The following is a 15782-nucleotide window of genomic DNA, read 5'->3' on the forward strand; positions in this document are numbered from 1 at the left end:
CCCCTGAATTTATTTATCATAATTTTATCATAATTATGATAAGCGTTCAATGAGGTGTAAGCCCTATACTCATTCCCTTATTTCATTAAAAATCATATTCCGCATCTTTCGCTTGACGAATCTTGGAGTACGCATCAACTAGTTGCACGGTGTCTTCTACTAAACGCTCCATACGGAAAAGAACATCGTCGTTGATTATTTCTTTTCTGAGGAAATCTTTCTCTTCGATAAATACGTATGTTGGCACGATATGCGCTTTCATATAGGATAGAATTGGTTTCAACTGCTGCTCCGCCATTAAATAATGCTTCGCTGTTCCAGCTGTAACAACTATACTCACCACTCTATCTCGGAATGCATTGACAGGTAATAAATCGAAAATATTTTTTAACGTCGCTGGAATAGAGGCTTGGAATGTCGGTGTACCGATAATAATGGCATCTGCCTCCATGATCGCCTCCGTTACCACTTTGGTGTCCCCTTGGTATTCCCAATAGTTCCGTCCATCACTAAACACCATTTCATACTCTGCTAGGTCTAGTAACGTAACTTCGGCATCAGGATATTTTTCACGTGTCATTTTGAGTGTGTAATCCATCGCTGTTCTTGTTTTAGACCCTACTTTTGAGCCTGCAATCCCTACATTTTTCATCCTAATCACCCCTTATATTTCCGCTGAAACGGGTGCCGTCCTTGAAATAAGACGCCGAAGCCGTTTCTACTTGGCTGTATGTTTCTTAATCGCAGGCATAATTTCCGTTGCAATCAGTTCAATGTTTTTCGCAATCTTATCGAAAGGTACACCGCCGAAATCAATTTGCGCCATAAAGCGTTGTTGACCATACAATTCATATTGATAGAGCATTTTCTCGATCATTTGTTGTGGACTACCGATCATTAATGCATCGCGATAATCTGTCGATTGCGCAAATTGTTGTTTAGGATAACCACCACCACGTAATGCCTGCATACCTGAATTAATATGTGGATAATACTCACGAAGTGCATCTTGAGAATTTTCTGCTGTATAGAATAAGCTTGTTGTAGCAATGGGAAGCGTTGCTGGATCAAACCCACGCTCGGCTGCTGTTTCACGGTATGCATCAACGGAAGGCTTGAAATTGATTGCAGGCCCACCAAGCGTAGTTAGCATCATCGGTATACCTGCATATGCAGCCTTAATTGCACTAGAAGGAGGTCCACCTACTGCACGCCAAATGGGCATATGACCATTGAGAGGTTGTGGCAAGATAGAAGCATTATTCAACGGTGCACGGAATTGCCCCTCCCAAGTTACCTTTTCCTCGTTATTTAACTTCATTAGAAGCTCGATTTTCTCTTCAAATAATTCCTCATAATCATGCACGTCATAACCAAGTAAGCTATATGCCCCTACACGTGATCCTCTCCCAGCGACAATTTCAGCTCGCCCTTGTGAGATCAAATCTAATGTTGCGAAATCTTCATATACACGGACAGGATCGGATGTACTTAACACCGTTGCCGAGCTAGCAATTTTAATGTTGTTGGTAGCCTGTGCAATTGCCCCCAAAATGACTGTATGTGCTTGTGTTGTAAAATGTGCTTGATGACTTTCTCCTACAGCAAATACATCAAGTCCAGCTTGATCAGCAAGCTTACTTGCCTCAATTAATTCGCGAATACGTTGTTCAGGGCTAATCATCGAGCCTGTATGTGGGTTCGCCAAATGATCACCTATCGAATATAAACCAAATTCAAGTCCTTTATTTGTATCAATACGATATTTTTCCATGTGAATTACTCCTTTGAAGTCAAATTTTAGTCAAGTGGTACGAGCTTTGCTTCTATTGCTGCACGTTGCCCTTCTAGAAATGGTGGCAAATCTAATTCCTTACCAAGCGCTTCGATCGTTGAATCTGCGATGAATCCAGGACCATCTGTTGCAATTTCAAATAAAATACCGTTGGATTCACGGAAATATAAGCTTTGGAAGTAGAAACGATCCACAATTCCTGATGAGTGAAAGCCACGTTCTTTAACGACCTGATCCCAATAGCGTAACTCCTCTTCGTTCTTAACACGGATGGCTACATGATGAATGCTTCCTCTGCCGGGCTTCTCACTAGGTCCTTCCTCCTGTTTGACGACAATCTCACCTAATGACTGTCCAGCAACAGACTGATAAATCCCTTCATGATCGGAGCGGGATGCCTCTACATAACCGAATATGCCCGTTAATGTTTTGGCTAGACGATCCAAGTGACGCACCGTTATTTCGACTGTACCCATTCCCAGAATACGATGCTGTTCCTCGATAATGGAATCTTCCCACATGGACCAATTTTCAGGAACCTTTTCGTCGTTATTATTTAATAGAATCATTCGTAATCCTTCGGCATCTTCAAAATGTAAAGCATCTCGGCCGGCATAACTTGTAATTTCACCATGCTTTACATCCAATACTTCAAAACGATTTTTCCAAAATACTAGACTTTCAAATGATGGAACAAGTAAGCCGATTTGTGTAATGGCATTGGTGCCACGAACCGTTCTTCCTACCATGGGCATTTCGAAAAACGAAAGCTCCGTTCCCGCACTACCCGTTAAATCCCCATAAAATAAATGATACATACTAGGGTCATCCTGATTAACAGTCTTTTTCACTCTCCGTAGCCCTAATATATTTCTATAAAATTCATTGTTCATTTTAGCGTTTTTTGTAATCATCGAAATATGATGATGTCCAGAAATAGTATACATAGTAGTTCCTCCTCTATTTTAACTTGATTAGTCAAATGATATTACAAAAAAATTACTCAGGCGGCAATTCTTTCTTTTGGCTATGTTTGTGTACACGTGTCATTAATGTATATAGTGTTTTTTGTTCTTCTTCGTTTAATGCATCATCAAAAAATGATGTTTGAAATGCCAGTTGTTCCGGCATCGCTTGGTCTAGAATAGATTCAGCTTTCTCTGTGAGACTGATCGTTTTCGTTTTCCAATCTTGCTTACGTACAATGTAACGTTCTTTCTCAAGACGTACGAGCATACGCGAAATACCACCTTGTGTAACCGTCACTTTCTCGGCTAACTCCATTTGCGTGAGTGGCTGATAAATACGAATTTGCATGAGTACATCAAACTGAGCAGTCGTTAGATCAAATCGTTTCAGAAAGTCATTCGACATCTGGTTACTTTGGTTCGTAAAACGCATTAAACGTAACCAGATTAATGAGCCTATCGTATTATTACGCATGTCGTTTCCCTCCCCATCGCTAACCTCAACATCACTTTACTACGCAATTGATAAAGAAGCAAGTTAATTTGACTATGATTTCAAATTCTGCAGTAGTCATAAAAGACACGAACCCTCAATAGGTCGTGTCCAGATGTTAGACTTTATTGTTTGTTCCGACCCGTTTCGCCAATTCGAATAGGTCATGGCCTTTTAGTGCCCCGGCAACTAATTCAGGAAGTAAGGCAGGTGTACATGCGAAGCAAGGAGTTCCATCACGAGATAGTAGCTTGGCAATATGCTCATTGTAGAATGGCTGACCTTGATCGGATAATGCTAGCAAGCACATCGTTTGCACACCTGCTTCTCGCATTTCACGCATACGACGAATCAAGCCGGCTTGATTGCCTCCTTCATATAGATCAGAGACAACAATAAATAACGTCTTCTTCGGCTCCTCGATAAACTGCTCACAGTAGGCAACCGATTTATGAATATCAGTGCCACCGCCAAGCTGTATACCGAAGAGCATATCGACAGGATCATTCGCACATTGCTCCGTTAAATCAACGACTTCCGTATCGAACACAACGACACGGGTACTTAATGAAGGGATACTGGCGAAGATCGATCCGATCACAGAAGCCCATATGACCGAATCAGCCATCGAGCCGCTCTGGTCAATATCTAAGATGACCGTCCATTCTTTATTTCTCTGCGCACGATCGAAGAAATAGAATTTCTCCGGAATGATTTGACGACGCTCTGTATCATAATGCTTTAAATTACGTTGTATCGTTCGTTTCCAATCTATTCCGCTCACAGACGGTAGTGGAGAATGCTGCCTTCGATTCAAAGCACCTGTTACCGCACGACGTATGTCTTGCTCTAGCCGTTTCACCAGATCATCGACTACTTCCTGCACGAGCATTCGTGCTGTGTCTTTCGTTTTCTCAGGAATTTTTCCTTTCAAAGATAAAAGCGTTCCAATAAGCTGAATATCCGGCTTTACTTTAGCCAAAATTTCAGGCTCAAACAAAAGCTGCTTCCATCCCTTTCTTTCCATCGCATCATTTTGAATGATCGAAACGACGTCCTCCGGAAAAAAAGTGCGGACATCTCCAAGCCACTTCGCTAAACGAGGTGCTGAGCTCCCCAGCCCTGCTCCCCTCGCCGCATTGGTTCCACTACCACCTTTGCCATCCATGATTTCGCTTGTGTCATCATAGATCGCAGCTAGCGCCTGATCCATAATCAGTTCTTCTTCAGTTAAGCCAATGCTTCCATAACCAGATGAGCTCGCTAACTGCCCTTCAGCCGCTTGACCAAGAATAAGTCGCCAACGTGACACTACTTGGGGTTCAATAGCATTGTTCATAGTCAAAAGTCCTCAAATTCAAAATCATTCAACTCGTCCAGCATCTGTACTTCGTCCTCCTTCAGCTCGCCCATCAATATCTCCGCAGCCTGTTCCGTATTCACACCCCATAATTCACCAAGTAGCTCGGCAATCATCATTTTCTCTTGGGAGGAAAATGAGCTTAATGCCCGTCGTAGAAATACGAGCGCACGAACAAACTCATCATCCTCAAGTGAAACGATATATTCGTTTAACTGCTCCCACAAGCTCATACGAGATAGAAGTGCATAGCGATTACGCAGTGACAGCCCTTCAAACCAACCTGCACCGAGATCTGCAGGTATACCCGGAGATAGACGCCGTGATACTTCTGCTGCACATTGTTCTGCTGAAATCGCACCACGTTCCATTAATATCGCACATGCGAAGCCCGAAAGACGTGGATTGCGATCGTCTCTCTCCACAAGCTGCAACAGCTCTTGAAGCCACAGCTGCTCATCTACCTGCTCGCTATGATTCAGAGCTATACTGTTTAGTTCATTCATTGCTGCAATCATTCCGTTAGCTACTTCATCGTTACAGCCGCTTGCATCAAGCAAGAACAAGCAAGCTCGCATAAATAACTGCTCAAGTAATGGTAATAATGGTTCCATATTTATTCGTCTTATATCGCCATAGTTTATAATCGTTGACAGCTCGTATGCCGCTGAGGCTATCTGTACGACATCGCCGCTATCTACGGCAAGCTGCTGTAGCTTCTGACGGGCAGCTTCCATCTGTACCAGCATCCCGCATTCACAGGCAATGCGGATCAAATCAGAAGCCTCCGTAATCGTACCGCAACCTTCAAGCTTCTGCTGAAGCACGTAAGCAGATGCTACCTCTATTGTCTCTCCAAGCAGAGTTGATTCGACAATCTGAATCTCTACCTCCGGTGACCATTGCATTACCCAATGCTCAGCCCATGTTGCACGCTCTTGCGAGCTTGGCTTTATCTTCACAAATGCAATGGCTAACAGCTTTAGGCGATGGAATAAAATAGATCGGTTTAAATCCAAAAATGCCGCTTCTTCAGATGCGACGCGCCGATTCTCGCGCAAATCCAACGTTAAATCCGTTGCAATGGTCGTCTTATATTTATCGAGCTTCAATCTCTTCAACAACCGATTCAAATCGTCCTGAATCGGCGTCTGACTAACACCCTCAGCTAGTGAGCCGATAGCTGTGCCAACTTCTGTTCGCATCAGAGCTTCGGCAATGATCGAAAGGTCGCCACGGCCAAGCAATGTTTGCGCTGCATCCCGCAAATCGCGCAATGTGGGTGCACTGCCGTCATGAAGAGCAGCGAGAGATTCCGCAAGCCGGACCGCTTCAATGACCTCTGCTGTGGATCGATGATTCCCCGTATCCCGCATCAATCTAGCAATGGTCGATAAATAATGATTAGGCAGATCTTCAAGCGTATCTGTCCTCATCCGCTCCCACATCATTTCAAAATAATTCGGAGCTATGTTCCCCGCGCCATAACCAGACATCGTTGAAAGCTTATAATAAGAATAAGGCATGAGTGTCAGCTTCGTACTGCGAGCAGGCAAATCCTTCAATTCTTGATCTGTCATCGCTTCTGTAAGATTGGACAATGCAGCCGCATGATATGCCCCGCATACGACAACAATCTTACCCGGTTCGTGTCCAGTATGAATGATGTTCTGAATTTGCCGACGCATATAAGCTTCTCGAATCGCATTATATGCGTATTCGGTTCGTGCATCCCGCCATTCCTTTCCCTCGGATAGCTCACGCATTTGACTAGAGAAAGCAACAATCGCCTCTTGGTATGCACCCGCATTCAAATTATGCTCGTAATTTCGCTCCCAATACATATCATAATCGTACTCACCGGACAGATCAGCAATCCTCTCATAAATGGAGCGTTGATCCTGTTCTTCCTCTAATAATTCGGTTGGAACTAGATCGCTATCTTCTTCCTTCTTAGCTGCTACATTCATCCGCACATCCTGCAAAGCAAGTATCGTGGAGGAAGGCAGATCGATGAAGGCTGCCAATGCTCCGTTGTCCTCAGCCCATTTCATCGCTTGGTACTCTGGCGAATAATCAGCGAAAGGCCATAACACCGTACGTACGGGTAGGTCTTCGGTAAAGGCCAATATGGCAACAGGAGGTTTCGTCACCTTATGTGTTAGATGACGAATTTCTGCCGTTGCATCGGATGGTCCTTCAATGAGTACCGCGGTAGGCTTATGCTCATTGAGAAAGTCTAGCAAATGCTTCGCGCCGCCAGGTGAAAGATGTCTTACGCCAAAAATATGTACATCCGCATTAGCTGCTACACTCACTCGTTCAACTCCTTGCAAGCCATATACAAGCCGCGCCATTCGGCTCCGCGCTTCTTCATGACATTGTCGAGATATTCCTTCCAAACGAGTTTATCTTTATCATCATCTTTCACAATGGCTCCTTGCAAACCTGCAGCAATATCCTCGTCAGTCAGTTCTCCAGTACCGAAGCTGGCAGCAAGTGCCATACTGTTCGTAAGCAAAGATATCGCTTCAGCTGTTGAAATAACACCTGCAGGTGACTTCACCTTTTCTTTCTTATCAATGGTCATCCCGCTACGCAGCTCGCGGAATATCGTGACAACCTTCAACAGTGCCTCTTCTGCAGGTACAGCAGCCTGTAGCTCGTAGGATGCAGCAATTTCACCGACTCGTTTTTTTACGATTTCAACCTCTGTATTCATATCCGCTGGAGCAGGTAGCACAATAATGTTAAAGCGCCGTTTCAATGCTGCCGACATTTCGTTAACGCCACGATCTCTCGTATTAGCCGTAGCGATAATGGAGAACCCTTTTCGGGCACTCACTTCTTTGCCTAATTCAGGTACTGATACTGTTTTCTCGGACAAAATCGAAATGAGCGCATCCTGAACCTCCGACGCACAACGAGATATTTCTTCGAAGCGCGCAATTCCGCCCGCTTCCATCGCCCGCATGATCGGGCTTTGCACGAGTGCTTCCGGCGTAGGTCCATTCGCTAATAGCATCGCATAGTTCCAAGAATAGCGGACATGCTCCTCGCTCGTTCCAGCAGTACCTTGAACGACGAGTCCGGAATTGCCGTATATCGCTGCGGATAAATTTTCAGATAGCCATGATTTAGCCGTACCAGGCTCTCCGATTAGCATCAGTGCTCGATCTGTTACTAAGGTAGCAATCGCCATCTCAATTAATCTTTTATTACCAATATATTTAGGGGTGATGACCTTCGTACCCGCTTTGCCACCTGTAATGAACGTAAGGACAGCCTGTGGAGACATTTGCCAGCCTGTAGGAATTCTGCCCTTATCTGCCTTGCACAGCGCCTCTAATTCTTCCTTGTATAATTGTTCCGCGGGTAATCGCATCATATCCTGTAGCTGCTCTTTGTTAATGGACATTCACTTATTCTCCTTTAAAGTTCATTATTGACGACTCTGGCAGCTCGCATCTGCTCGATCACATAACGAAGTATTTCAGCCGATGTATATCGAGTTCCCAGCAGAATAGTAGCTAATCGATCGCAGTAACTCGCCGGCAGCTGATACAGCTTTTCCAAAGTATAGCCTTCATAGGAGTAACGACTGCTTTCTAACACTACCTTGAGAGCTTCCCACTGATCGTCATCATTTGCACCAGCACGCTCTAGTCCTCTTAAGAGCATTTCTCTAGACGTAGTGTTTAACTTCGCATCTTTTGATGATTTGTTGACTAAGTACCGCCGGCATCCTGCATGATCAGGGCGTGCAAAGGCACATACAAGCGCAGAGGCATCTTGCTCGATGGACCAATCTAACCAACGCACATCCCATTCACCTGCAAGCTGTTCTATCGATGGTACTTTTATGTAAGTAAGCGATGTTGTCTCATTCGGATTGCTCCATAATGTTGGATAAAGCTTATACTCATGCGAAATAATAAGCTGTTCAATCGTTGATATGAGTTCCTTCGTTCGTTGAGTCAGGTCCTTGCCCTTCCGCAGCTTCCATTTACTATGCATGGATTGAACATATCGCTTATACAACTGCTCTGGCGTGAGCAATCGGAAGGATAAGCGGAACGCATGCGGCATATAAAGGACACTATGCTGTTCTAGCTGATGCAGCAATGCCAATGCAGCTTCTGTATTTGTGTTCTCCAAGTAGTAAGCAGCATCGTCGAATAAATCGGACCATCCCAATGAATGATACAATTCATAATGGTTCGTTGCATATTCATACACATCATAAAGCGCTTGACTTCGCTTAGCATCCAGTGCTTTTAAGTAGTGCCTAACCCTCACTCGCGAGGCTTCTAGTTTGGTCTTATCTGCTAGTAATTCTGAAGCTTGCTTCAGTTCACTGTTTAGATCCCCAACCAATTTGGAGGTAAGCTCACTATGATCACATTTAGCGGCCGCTCTAGAAGCAATCTCAACATCTTTACCGGAAAATGCTTCATAAATCCGCTCTACTGCCCGCGTAGATCCGCCCTCGGCTAAGGCGTAATAAGCAGCTTCGCGAATCGTCTTCTTCTTGTCCTTCGTCCAGCCTACTAACGCTTCTTCATACGGTTCATGACCTGACAACAATTCAATAGCCGCCACTCGTACATCCTCTGTGCCAGATTCCGCAGCATGGAATATAAGCTCAGTTACCGCTTCTCCGCCTAATTGTCCGATGACCTTCAGCCTTCTAGCCTCTACTTTCCCTCCAGTAGGATCGAAAGCTTCGATTAAATGTGGAACGATCTGCGCTCCATAGGAAGGCAATATATGTGTTCTAGCAAACTCTGCAATTTCAATATAAGGATCATGAAGTGCTGCGAAGGCGTCATTCAGCAAACGAACATCTTGAAACATTTCCGCCTCAAACGCCTGTACGATAATTTCGTATCGACCGCCCCCAGTAGTTGTTAATGCATCCTGAACTTCCGCAAGCTTCCGAAACGGGAGGCTCGTCGTTAAAGTAAGTGGACGATTCTTCAATGCTATAAGTTCCCCATCTGATGAAGTTGAGCCTTGTGTACGAAGAACAGAATTTAGTAGCAAACTTAAATCTTGTAATTTCTCTGTAGAAGTAGAAGTCCTCGTCTGCTGAGAGGAAGGCCCTATCAACATCGCAATGCCTTCTGCTAATCTTTTAAAAACAGGTGCCCTCTCACCTAACTGCTGGAATTGAGGTAGCAAACGCTTTAAGCGAAAATCTCCAACTGCTAGTTCGCTTCCTGCAATGTATAGTCGTCTAACTTCTTGTTGAAGCTCTTGCAGCAATGATGTACTCATCGGTGTTCCTCCTAAATGTCAAAATAAGAGACGGATGATCTCCGCACCTTTTATGATGCTCAATGGTTGTGCAACAAGTCGCCCGTTATCCATATGATGTTCGAACATAACAAGCATTGTCGTATCTATTAAACTAGCAGACGGAATATGCGACAACAAGGATACTGCAGAATGTCTAAATGTAAACATATCTTCTAGTGTCAAATGCTGGCCCGAATGATCTATAATTGCAATTTGTCCTTGCTCCGTCTGCTGTATCTCAGCCACATGAAGTAGCATAACTGGGTTTCTATCACTAAGTGGATTTTTCAATTGATTTTTTACCTGCTTCACAACATCGGCATAAGAACGGTGGGCTTTGCTAGAAATTAATTCTAAATCACGCTGCTCCAACGGTCGCGGAATCATTTCCTCAAACCGAACTCTTCGGTTTATATTACCTGGGTAACGATACAATGACTTTACAACTGCAACGTCAAAAAAACTGTCTTCCTCTCGCATATGCTTAGCTGCTTTATAAGGACGATACTGAACCGTGCCATGAATTTCCCCACTCGCAATCTCGAACCAATAGCCCAGATCGATGTACTCTTCTCTTGCTAAATCTGAATAGCTTATAAAGACAAGCTGAATCAATTCTGTTTCTTCGGTCATTAGACCGAACTCCTTCAGTTCTTTTAACTGCCACGCATGTCCAAGCCATTCCTCCATCGTTGATTCATGATCTAACGTCAAGTTTGGATCGGCAAGCTTCGCAGTTAAATGTGTACGCCCTTTCTTAATAAATGCGTGAATAAGTGTCAATTGTTCCACAGCATCTGTATAAGCCATTTCCTGATCCTCTTTATTGGAGAGGAATACGTGGAGTCTACGCAATTCCGACTGTGCTCCCGTTAAGTAATAGTTTCCTAGCTGCTTTATATGCTCTTCAATCATTTTAAGCACTTTTTGATCAACGATGGCTAACCCTCCGCGAATAAGTGAAAGTGTTAGCTTTTCAAGTAAATCCAACCCTTCAAGCTGAGACAGAATCTTTTTCTTTAACGCGGATTTATTTACTTTTTTCGGCTTTGCCTCTACGCCCTCAGCATCTTCCTTTAATTTCTTTTCTTCCCGCTTCTCTACTTTTTCACGTTTAGAAATGATATCTTCCGGTACAGCAGCAGTGACGAACGTTGCCCCTCCATTGTAGGCGTACAATAAGCCTAGGGCATGCTTGCACGGAATTTGACGACTTGGACAAGAACAACGTAGTACCGGCTTCTCTGGATGGATGAAATCGGCCGAGCATTTATAATGAGAACTTCCGCTTCCAGAGCAATCTCCAAATAACAATGAGCCATCTTCTGAGAAATTTAACTGGACGAAGCTATTCTTTTTGACCAATCCTTGGGCATTCTTAATAGCTGCGCTGTTTGGGGCCAGTGAATCGACATACGCTTCTGAAATTTCAATCAAGGTTATTCACTCCAATGTCTGTTTCTTGATTTTATTAAGATATTCCTTTCTTCCAATGACAATGCCTAGATGTGCTTCTAGGTTTAATCCTCTTGCCATATCATGGTATATCACAATCTTTTCACTAAACGCGTCTTCACTAGTAGTATAAAGGCTATTAACGAACCCGTTCTCTTTTTTTTGATTAATCATACTCAATCTCTAATTCTCTAACGAAAACAGCTGTACCTGATATAAACACATCCATATTATTGGGTTTTCTTATTACTTCTACATGTACTCTTCCATTCTTATCTATCTCTTGCCCCTGCTCTACTGTAAATTTATAAAGTCCTAATTCCTGATCAATATAAGTTAGATAATAGGCTCCCATTACGCCTGATGCAGTTCCTGTTACAGCATCCTCTGTAGTACCTGAATAAGGTGACGAAAAATGTCTTGCATGCATGAATGCGCTCTTATCATACGTTTCAAAACAAATCGGATGTATAGATGATCTCGGATTCTCGGTCAGAATATCTGGAAATAACTTATTTTTAGGCTTCATGTCATGAAATCTTCTTAGCTCCTTGACAGGTACTATTAAGGTCCAGGCTCCAGTACTTCCATACATTATTGGTTTTGTTTGATCTAGATCGTCTTTCGTCAACCCCATTGATGCGGCTAACTTTTCAACATCTCCATTAAAAGAATTAAATTGGGGTTGGTCTTGCTTCATTTTTATACTTAGTTCATCATTCACTATGCTAAATGTAATCGGTAAAATCCCTACATTTGTCTCGATCTGTATAGTTTCCTTATCACCTAACAAGCCTCTTGTTTTTAGGCAGTATAAAGATCCCATAGTAGCATGACCACAAAGGTTTATCTCGTGACCTGGAGTGAAATATCTTAATCTTAAATCAGCGTTCTCAGAATCCAAAACAAATACAGTTTCATTAAAATTAACATGATAAGCTATTCGTTGCATTTCCATTTCAGTGAGATGATTCGCATTTAATACTACACCAGCAGGATTTCCTTTATCAGGTGTTTTTGAAAATGCATCGTAGTGAAAAACTGTAATTCTTGCCATCTTAGTACCTCACTTTCATTAGTATATTTAGCAAATGTCCTCTAATGTAGTTGTGTTCCTAACGTCAATACATCTTAGTTAGCCCCTATCTAATGAGGATTTAAATAGAACTTGGTCAAATGCGGGATACTATAATAATTCTAAGTCCTTAAATTTCTTTTGAAGTTTTGGGATAACAGCATGTGTCGCCTGAATTCACTTCTACGAAACTTCCTCCTGGTAACCAAAGGAGCGACCGCTGTGGTAATGAAATGTTTGTTGCAACTACTTGATTGTGTTATCATATTATTAATAAAGACCAAGTGCTGCTAACACTTGGTCAGTACAATTGGCTTGGATGGTTAATCCCTTCTAAGTCACATAGGAACAAAAACCCACCTTTGGCTGCTAATCTTTGGGTGGGTTTTTATTTTCTCTTGTTGCTGTTAATGTATGTTAAAAGAGCAAGAATGAACATTCCAAATAGGAACATAATCGTTATTGCATCTTTTACTTCCATGGCTTCACCTCCTTTCGAAGGGAAACCATACCCACCCAAGATTCAATTGTATCTATATTTTACCTCTTATCTATTCCCCGTACAAGTGTTCTTATTCGTTTTAATCTGACGTCCAAACGACCAAAGCTGTCCCCCGCCTTCTGAGCTTTACAATAACTCAATTCTCCAGTTAACTTTCATTTATAAATGCATAGACTGGATAGTCTGCTTTTACTTCAAAACCTAATTTTATAGCTAACTTGTGAGATGGTGTATTCTGATGGGTCGTCTCCCATAAAGGAAATTTACGATTGTGTAATAAATGATCAATCAATTTGATTGCAGCTAATGTTGCGTAACCTTTTCCTCTCTGATCATGAACAAATGTATCAATGTCTATAAAATATTCATTATTGAGCACAAATCCATTATTTTTACAAATTGTAATCACTTCGTGTCCCATCCTGATTTCAACTCCCGGATAAGATTTAGTGAAAAACCTTTCATCAACATATTTTAAATTCCGATATTCTTCTGGCATTATCTCAAACTCCAATAAGTTAACTTCAATATCCTCAATTGGCGGAGAAAATGTTTCCTTGATCAGCTTAAACTTATCCAAGTTCAACGTATAGACTGATTCATAATGCTTATCTACTTTTAGAAGGTGTAATCCATCGAGAAGAAGTTCATCCCAGCATTCAACATCGGCAGTATAAATTTCAAACCAATTTACATTACGTTGTTTACAATCTGGAATGACTACCTCATAAATAAAACTAATGAGTTCCTTCTTCTCCTTCTCGCTATTTATATTGCCCTCTAAGTACATCCATCTACCGATTGCCCAAACAATTACTAGATTAGGTTCAAGATCATTCACAAATACTCTTCCAGGATAGTGACCATGAATAACAGACAATGCAGGAATATATTGTTTCTTCTTAAAAAAAGGTTCTGCAAGATGATACTCATTAAAATTCAATTCAATCATAGTCAATTCACTCCAACTCTACTTTTTTCTTTTCTTTTACGCAGCTTAAGTAACCGAAGGAGACGGGTCGCTAAACTTAGCCAGTCGATTGAACTAGCGGAAAAGTGTCATATATATTCTTAATGCGTTTTAGTATCAATTGAGCGGTTTCATTAACTTCTTCAAGCTCTTCACCTGTAGTTGGATCATACGCTATTCTTGTTAATTCTCCTTTAAATTCAATAATTAAATTCTCCACAAATACCCCCAAATAGGATCAGCTTTTATATGTTTAATAAAACTACGCAATCATTTCCGATAACGTTGTGCATTCCCGACGTTCAAGCAGCTAAGAACCGACGCGGTTGGGTGTGTCTCATTGTTATCCTTCATTGAATTCACCTACAAAATCACTCTTTAGTATTGAATAAAGCCTTTGGTCCATAAATGTTCCCTTGATCTTTAATTGTTCTCGTAATATTCCTTCTAGTTTCATACCGAGCTTCTCCATCGCCCGAGCAGAACCCGCATTATTGTAATTACATCTGCCTTCTATTCGGTTTAATTCGAGTTTCTCGAATCCATAATTAACTACTACCTTAGTTGCTTCTGATATAATATCTTTGTTCCAGTACTGACTAGCTAGAGCAAAACCAATTTCTGCTCTGCTATGCATCACATCCCAATTAATGAAGCCGGTTCTTCCAATCAGCTTATTACTTGGTTTATATATAATTCCCCAACGAAATGCTTGCTTGAATTCGTATTTATCCAACACTTTTTGTAAATAATCTTTCGTATCTTCAATTGTCTCATGTTTATTCCAAAGAGTGCTAACAGACACAATCGGATCCGAAGCAAATTCAAAATAATCGTTTAGGTCATTCATACTTAATTTTCTCAGTATTAATCGTTCCGTTTCAAAAACTGGCGACTCAGAGAATAATATATCTATTTTCATGACTTACATCCTTCCTCAATCATCTTTAATCATTGCTCCGTCCTTACCATTTTGACCTTATAGTTCTGGATAGAAGGCAATCCAACCTGATGAAGGAAAGGGTTGCCTTTTATGAATAAGTAGAGGGCTTGCAGGAAATCCTAAATCCGGTAACTTCATTAATTAACGGACCGAGGAGGTTGGCTTATGGTAAAAATCATCGTATTGGCAGTCATATTATTGGTGACCGGCTGTTCGGCCGGAAACAATATGACACAAAAGCAAGTGACTCCTGAGCAAACACGAATCTCAACCCATGCTCACACTGCTACGCCAACTCCTGCCCTAACACAGGCATCATCAACAGCTACGCCTGCGACAGAGAGATCATCTATTACAACAAAAGGAGCACAGAATGGAAATATCTCAGATTGGTTGAATCTGATTCAAACACCGGATCGAAATCCAGCAAACCAAGCACAGACCGGAAATCCTGAAAAAAAGGAACCGACAGGTTCAACAGAACAAGCACAGAATGGTACAAAGAATACAAATATTAGTACGGAGTCATCCCAATTTGGACAGCAGGTTCTGGAGCTAGTAAATCAAGAAAGGTCCAAAGCAGGATTAAGTTCCCTAAGTATGAATGAAGAATTGTCAAATATGGCTATGGTCAAGGCACAGGACATGTACAATAACAATTACTTTGATCATAATTCACCAACACATGGATCCCCTTTCGATATGATGAAGGAGTTCGGGATCACATACAATTCCGCTGGAGAAAACATCGCAAAAGGGCAAACTACCCCTACCCAAGTTATGCAGGATTGGATGAATAGCCCTGGACACAAAGCAAATATACTGAGTAATAGTTATACTCAAATTGGAATTGCTTATTATAACAATGCATGGGTCCAGGAATTTAAAGGATAACGCCATTCATCCCCGACAATAAGGCA

At 42.0% G+C, this 15782-nt stretch carries 16 protein-coding genes; 1 reads left to right on the plus strand and 15 read right to left on the minus strand.

Features of this window, described 5'->3' with window-relative positions; all coding sequences use genetic code 11:
• Window positions 1–85 precede the first annotated feature (85 nt).
• The 15 genes from AC1TO8_RS20485 to AC1TO8_RS20555 all read right to left on the minus strand — a co-directional run bounded on the left by AC1TO8_RS20485 (window position 86) and on the right by AC1TO8_RS20555 (window position 14841).
• Entirely contained in the window at window positions 86–652 is a 567-nt protein-coding gene (locus AC1TO8_RS20485; RefSeq protein ID WP_482057480.1) for an NADPH-dependent FMN reductase, read from the minus strand.
• 66 nt (window positions 653–718) lie between these two features.
• Window positions 719–1774 carry an LLM class flavin-dependent oxidoreductase gene (locus tag AC1TO8_RS20490; protein ID WP_482057481.1) on the minus strand — a complete coding sequence of 352 codons (1056 nt, stop codon included), beginning with the start codon at window positions 1772–1774 and terminating at the stop codon, window positions 719–721.
• Between the two features lie 26 nt (window positions 1775–1800).
• A complete protein-coding gene (locus tag AC1TO8_RS20495) occupies window positions 1801–2742 on the minus strand; it encodes a ring-cleaving dioxygenase (protein ID WP_482057482.1) in 942 nt (313 codons plus the stop codon).
• Window positions 2743–2794: 52 nt separating this feature from the next.
• Window positions 2795–3238 (minus strand): MarR family winged helix-turn-helix transcriptional regulator, encoded by a 444-nt coding sequence (locus tag AC1TO8_RS20500; protein ID WP_482057483.1) that lies wholly within the window; start codon window positions 3236–3238, stop codon window positions 2795–2797.
• A 136-nt stretch (window positions 3239–3374) separates the two neighbouring features.
• Window positions 3375–4595, minus strand: coding sequence for a VWA domain-containing protein (locus AC1TO8_RS20505; RefSeq protein WP_482057540.1), 1221 nt, complete (start codon window positions 4593–4595; stop codon window positions 3375–3377).
• Window positions 4596–4597: 2 nt separating this feature from the next.
• Window positions 4598–6973, minus strand: coding sequence for a DUF5682 family protein (locus tag AC1TO8_RS20510; RefSeq protein WP_482057484.1), 2376 nt, complete (start codon window positions 6971–6973; stop codon window positions 4598–4600).
• The gene (locus AC1TO8_RS20515) at window positions 6931–8034 is read right to left on the minus strand and encodes an AAA family ATPase (protein ID WP_482057485.1); all 1104 of its coding nucleotides are present in this window, start codon (window positions 8032–8034) and stop codon (window positions 6931–6933) included. Before AC1TO8_RS20515 ends, AC1TO8_RS20510 begins: the two co-directional genes overlap by 43 nt.
• 14 nt (window positions 8035–8048) lie before the next feature.
• The gene (locus tag AC1TO8_RS20520) at window positions 8049–9896 is read right to left on the minus strand and encodes a HEAT repeat domain-containing protein (protein WP_482057486.1); all 1848 of its coding nucleotides are present in this window, start codon (window positions 9894–9896) and stop codon (window positions 8049–8051) included.
• An 18-nt stretch (window positions 9897–9914) separates the two neighbouring features.
• A complete protein-coding gene (locus AC1TO8_RS20525; RefSeq protein WP_482057487.1) occupies window positions 9915–11354 on the minus strand; it encodes an SWIM zinc finger family protein in 1440 nt (479 codons plus the stop codon).
• 6 nt (window positions 11355–11360) lie between these two features.
• Window positions 11361–11546, minus strand: coding sequence for a hypothetical protein (locus AC1TO8_RS20530; protein WP_482057488.1), 186 nt, complete (start codon window positions 11544–11546; stop codon window positions 11361–11363).
• Window positions 11539–12429, minus strand: coding sequence for a PhzF family phenazine biosynthesis isomerase (locus tag AC1TO8_RS20535; protein WP_482057489.1), 891 nt, complete (start codon window positions 12427–12429; stop codon window positions 11539–11541). Before AC1TO8_RS20535 ends, AC1TO8_RS20530 begins: the two co-directional genes overlap by 8 nt.
• A 406-nt stretch (window positions 12430–12835) precedes the next feature.
• On the minus strand, window positions 12836–12928 hold the full coding sequence (gene comI, locus AC1TO8_RS20540) for a competence inhibitor ComI (protein ID WP_482057490.1): 93 nt from the start codon (window positions 12926–12928) through the stop codon (window positions 12836–12838).
• Window positions 12929–13097: 169 nt separating this feature from the next.
• Complete coding sequence (locus AC1TO8_RS20545) at window positions 13098–13901, minus strand: GNAT family N-acetyltransferase (RefSeq protein ID WP_482057491.1); 804 nt, start codon at window positions 13899–13901, stop codon at window positions 13098–13100.
• A 76-nt stretch (window positions 13902–13977) separates the two neighbouring features.
• Window positions 13978–14139, minus strand: coding sequence for a hypothetical protein (locus AC1TO8_RS20550; protein WP_482057492.1), 162 nt, complete (start codon window positions 14137–14139; stop codon window positions 13978–13980).
• Window positions 14140–14262: 123 nt separating this feature from the next.
• A complete protein-coding gene (locus AC1TO8_RS20555; RefSeq protein ID WP_482057493.1) occupies window positions 14263–14841 on the minus strand; it encodes a GNAT family N-acetyltransferase in 579 nt (192 codons plus the stop codon).
• A 186-nt stretch (window positions 14842–15027) separates the two neighbouring features.
• On the opposite strand from AC1TO8_RS20555, the gene AC1TO8_RS20560 reads away from it, so the two are divergent.
• Window positions 15028–15756 (plus strand): CAP domain-containing protein, encoded by a 729-nt coding sequence (locus AC1TO8_RS20560; RefSeq protein ID WP_482057494.1) that lies wholly within the window; start codon window positions 15028–15030, stop codon window positions 15754–15756.
• Window positions 15757–15782: the final 26 nt, after the last annotated feature.

The organism is Paenibacillus sp. Y859 (assembly GCF_056786405.1).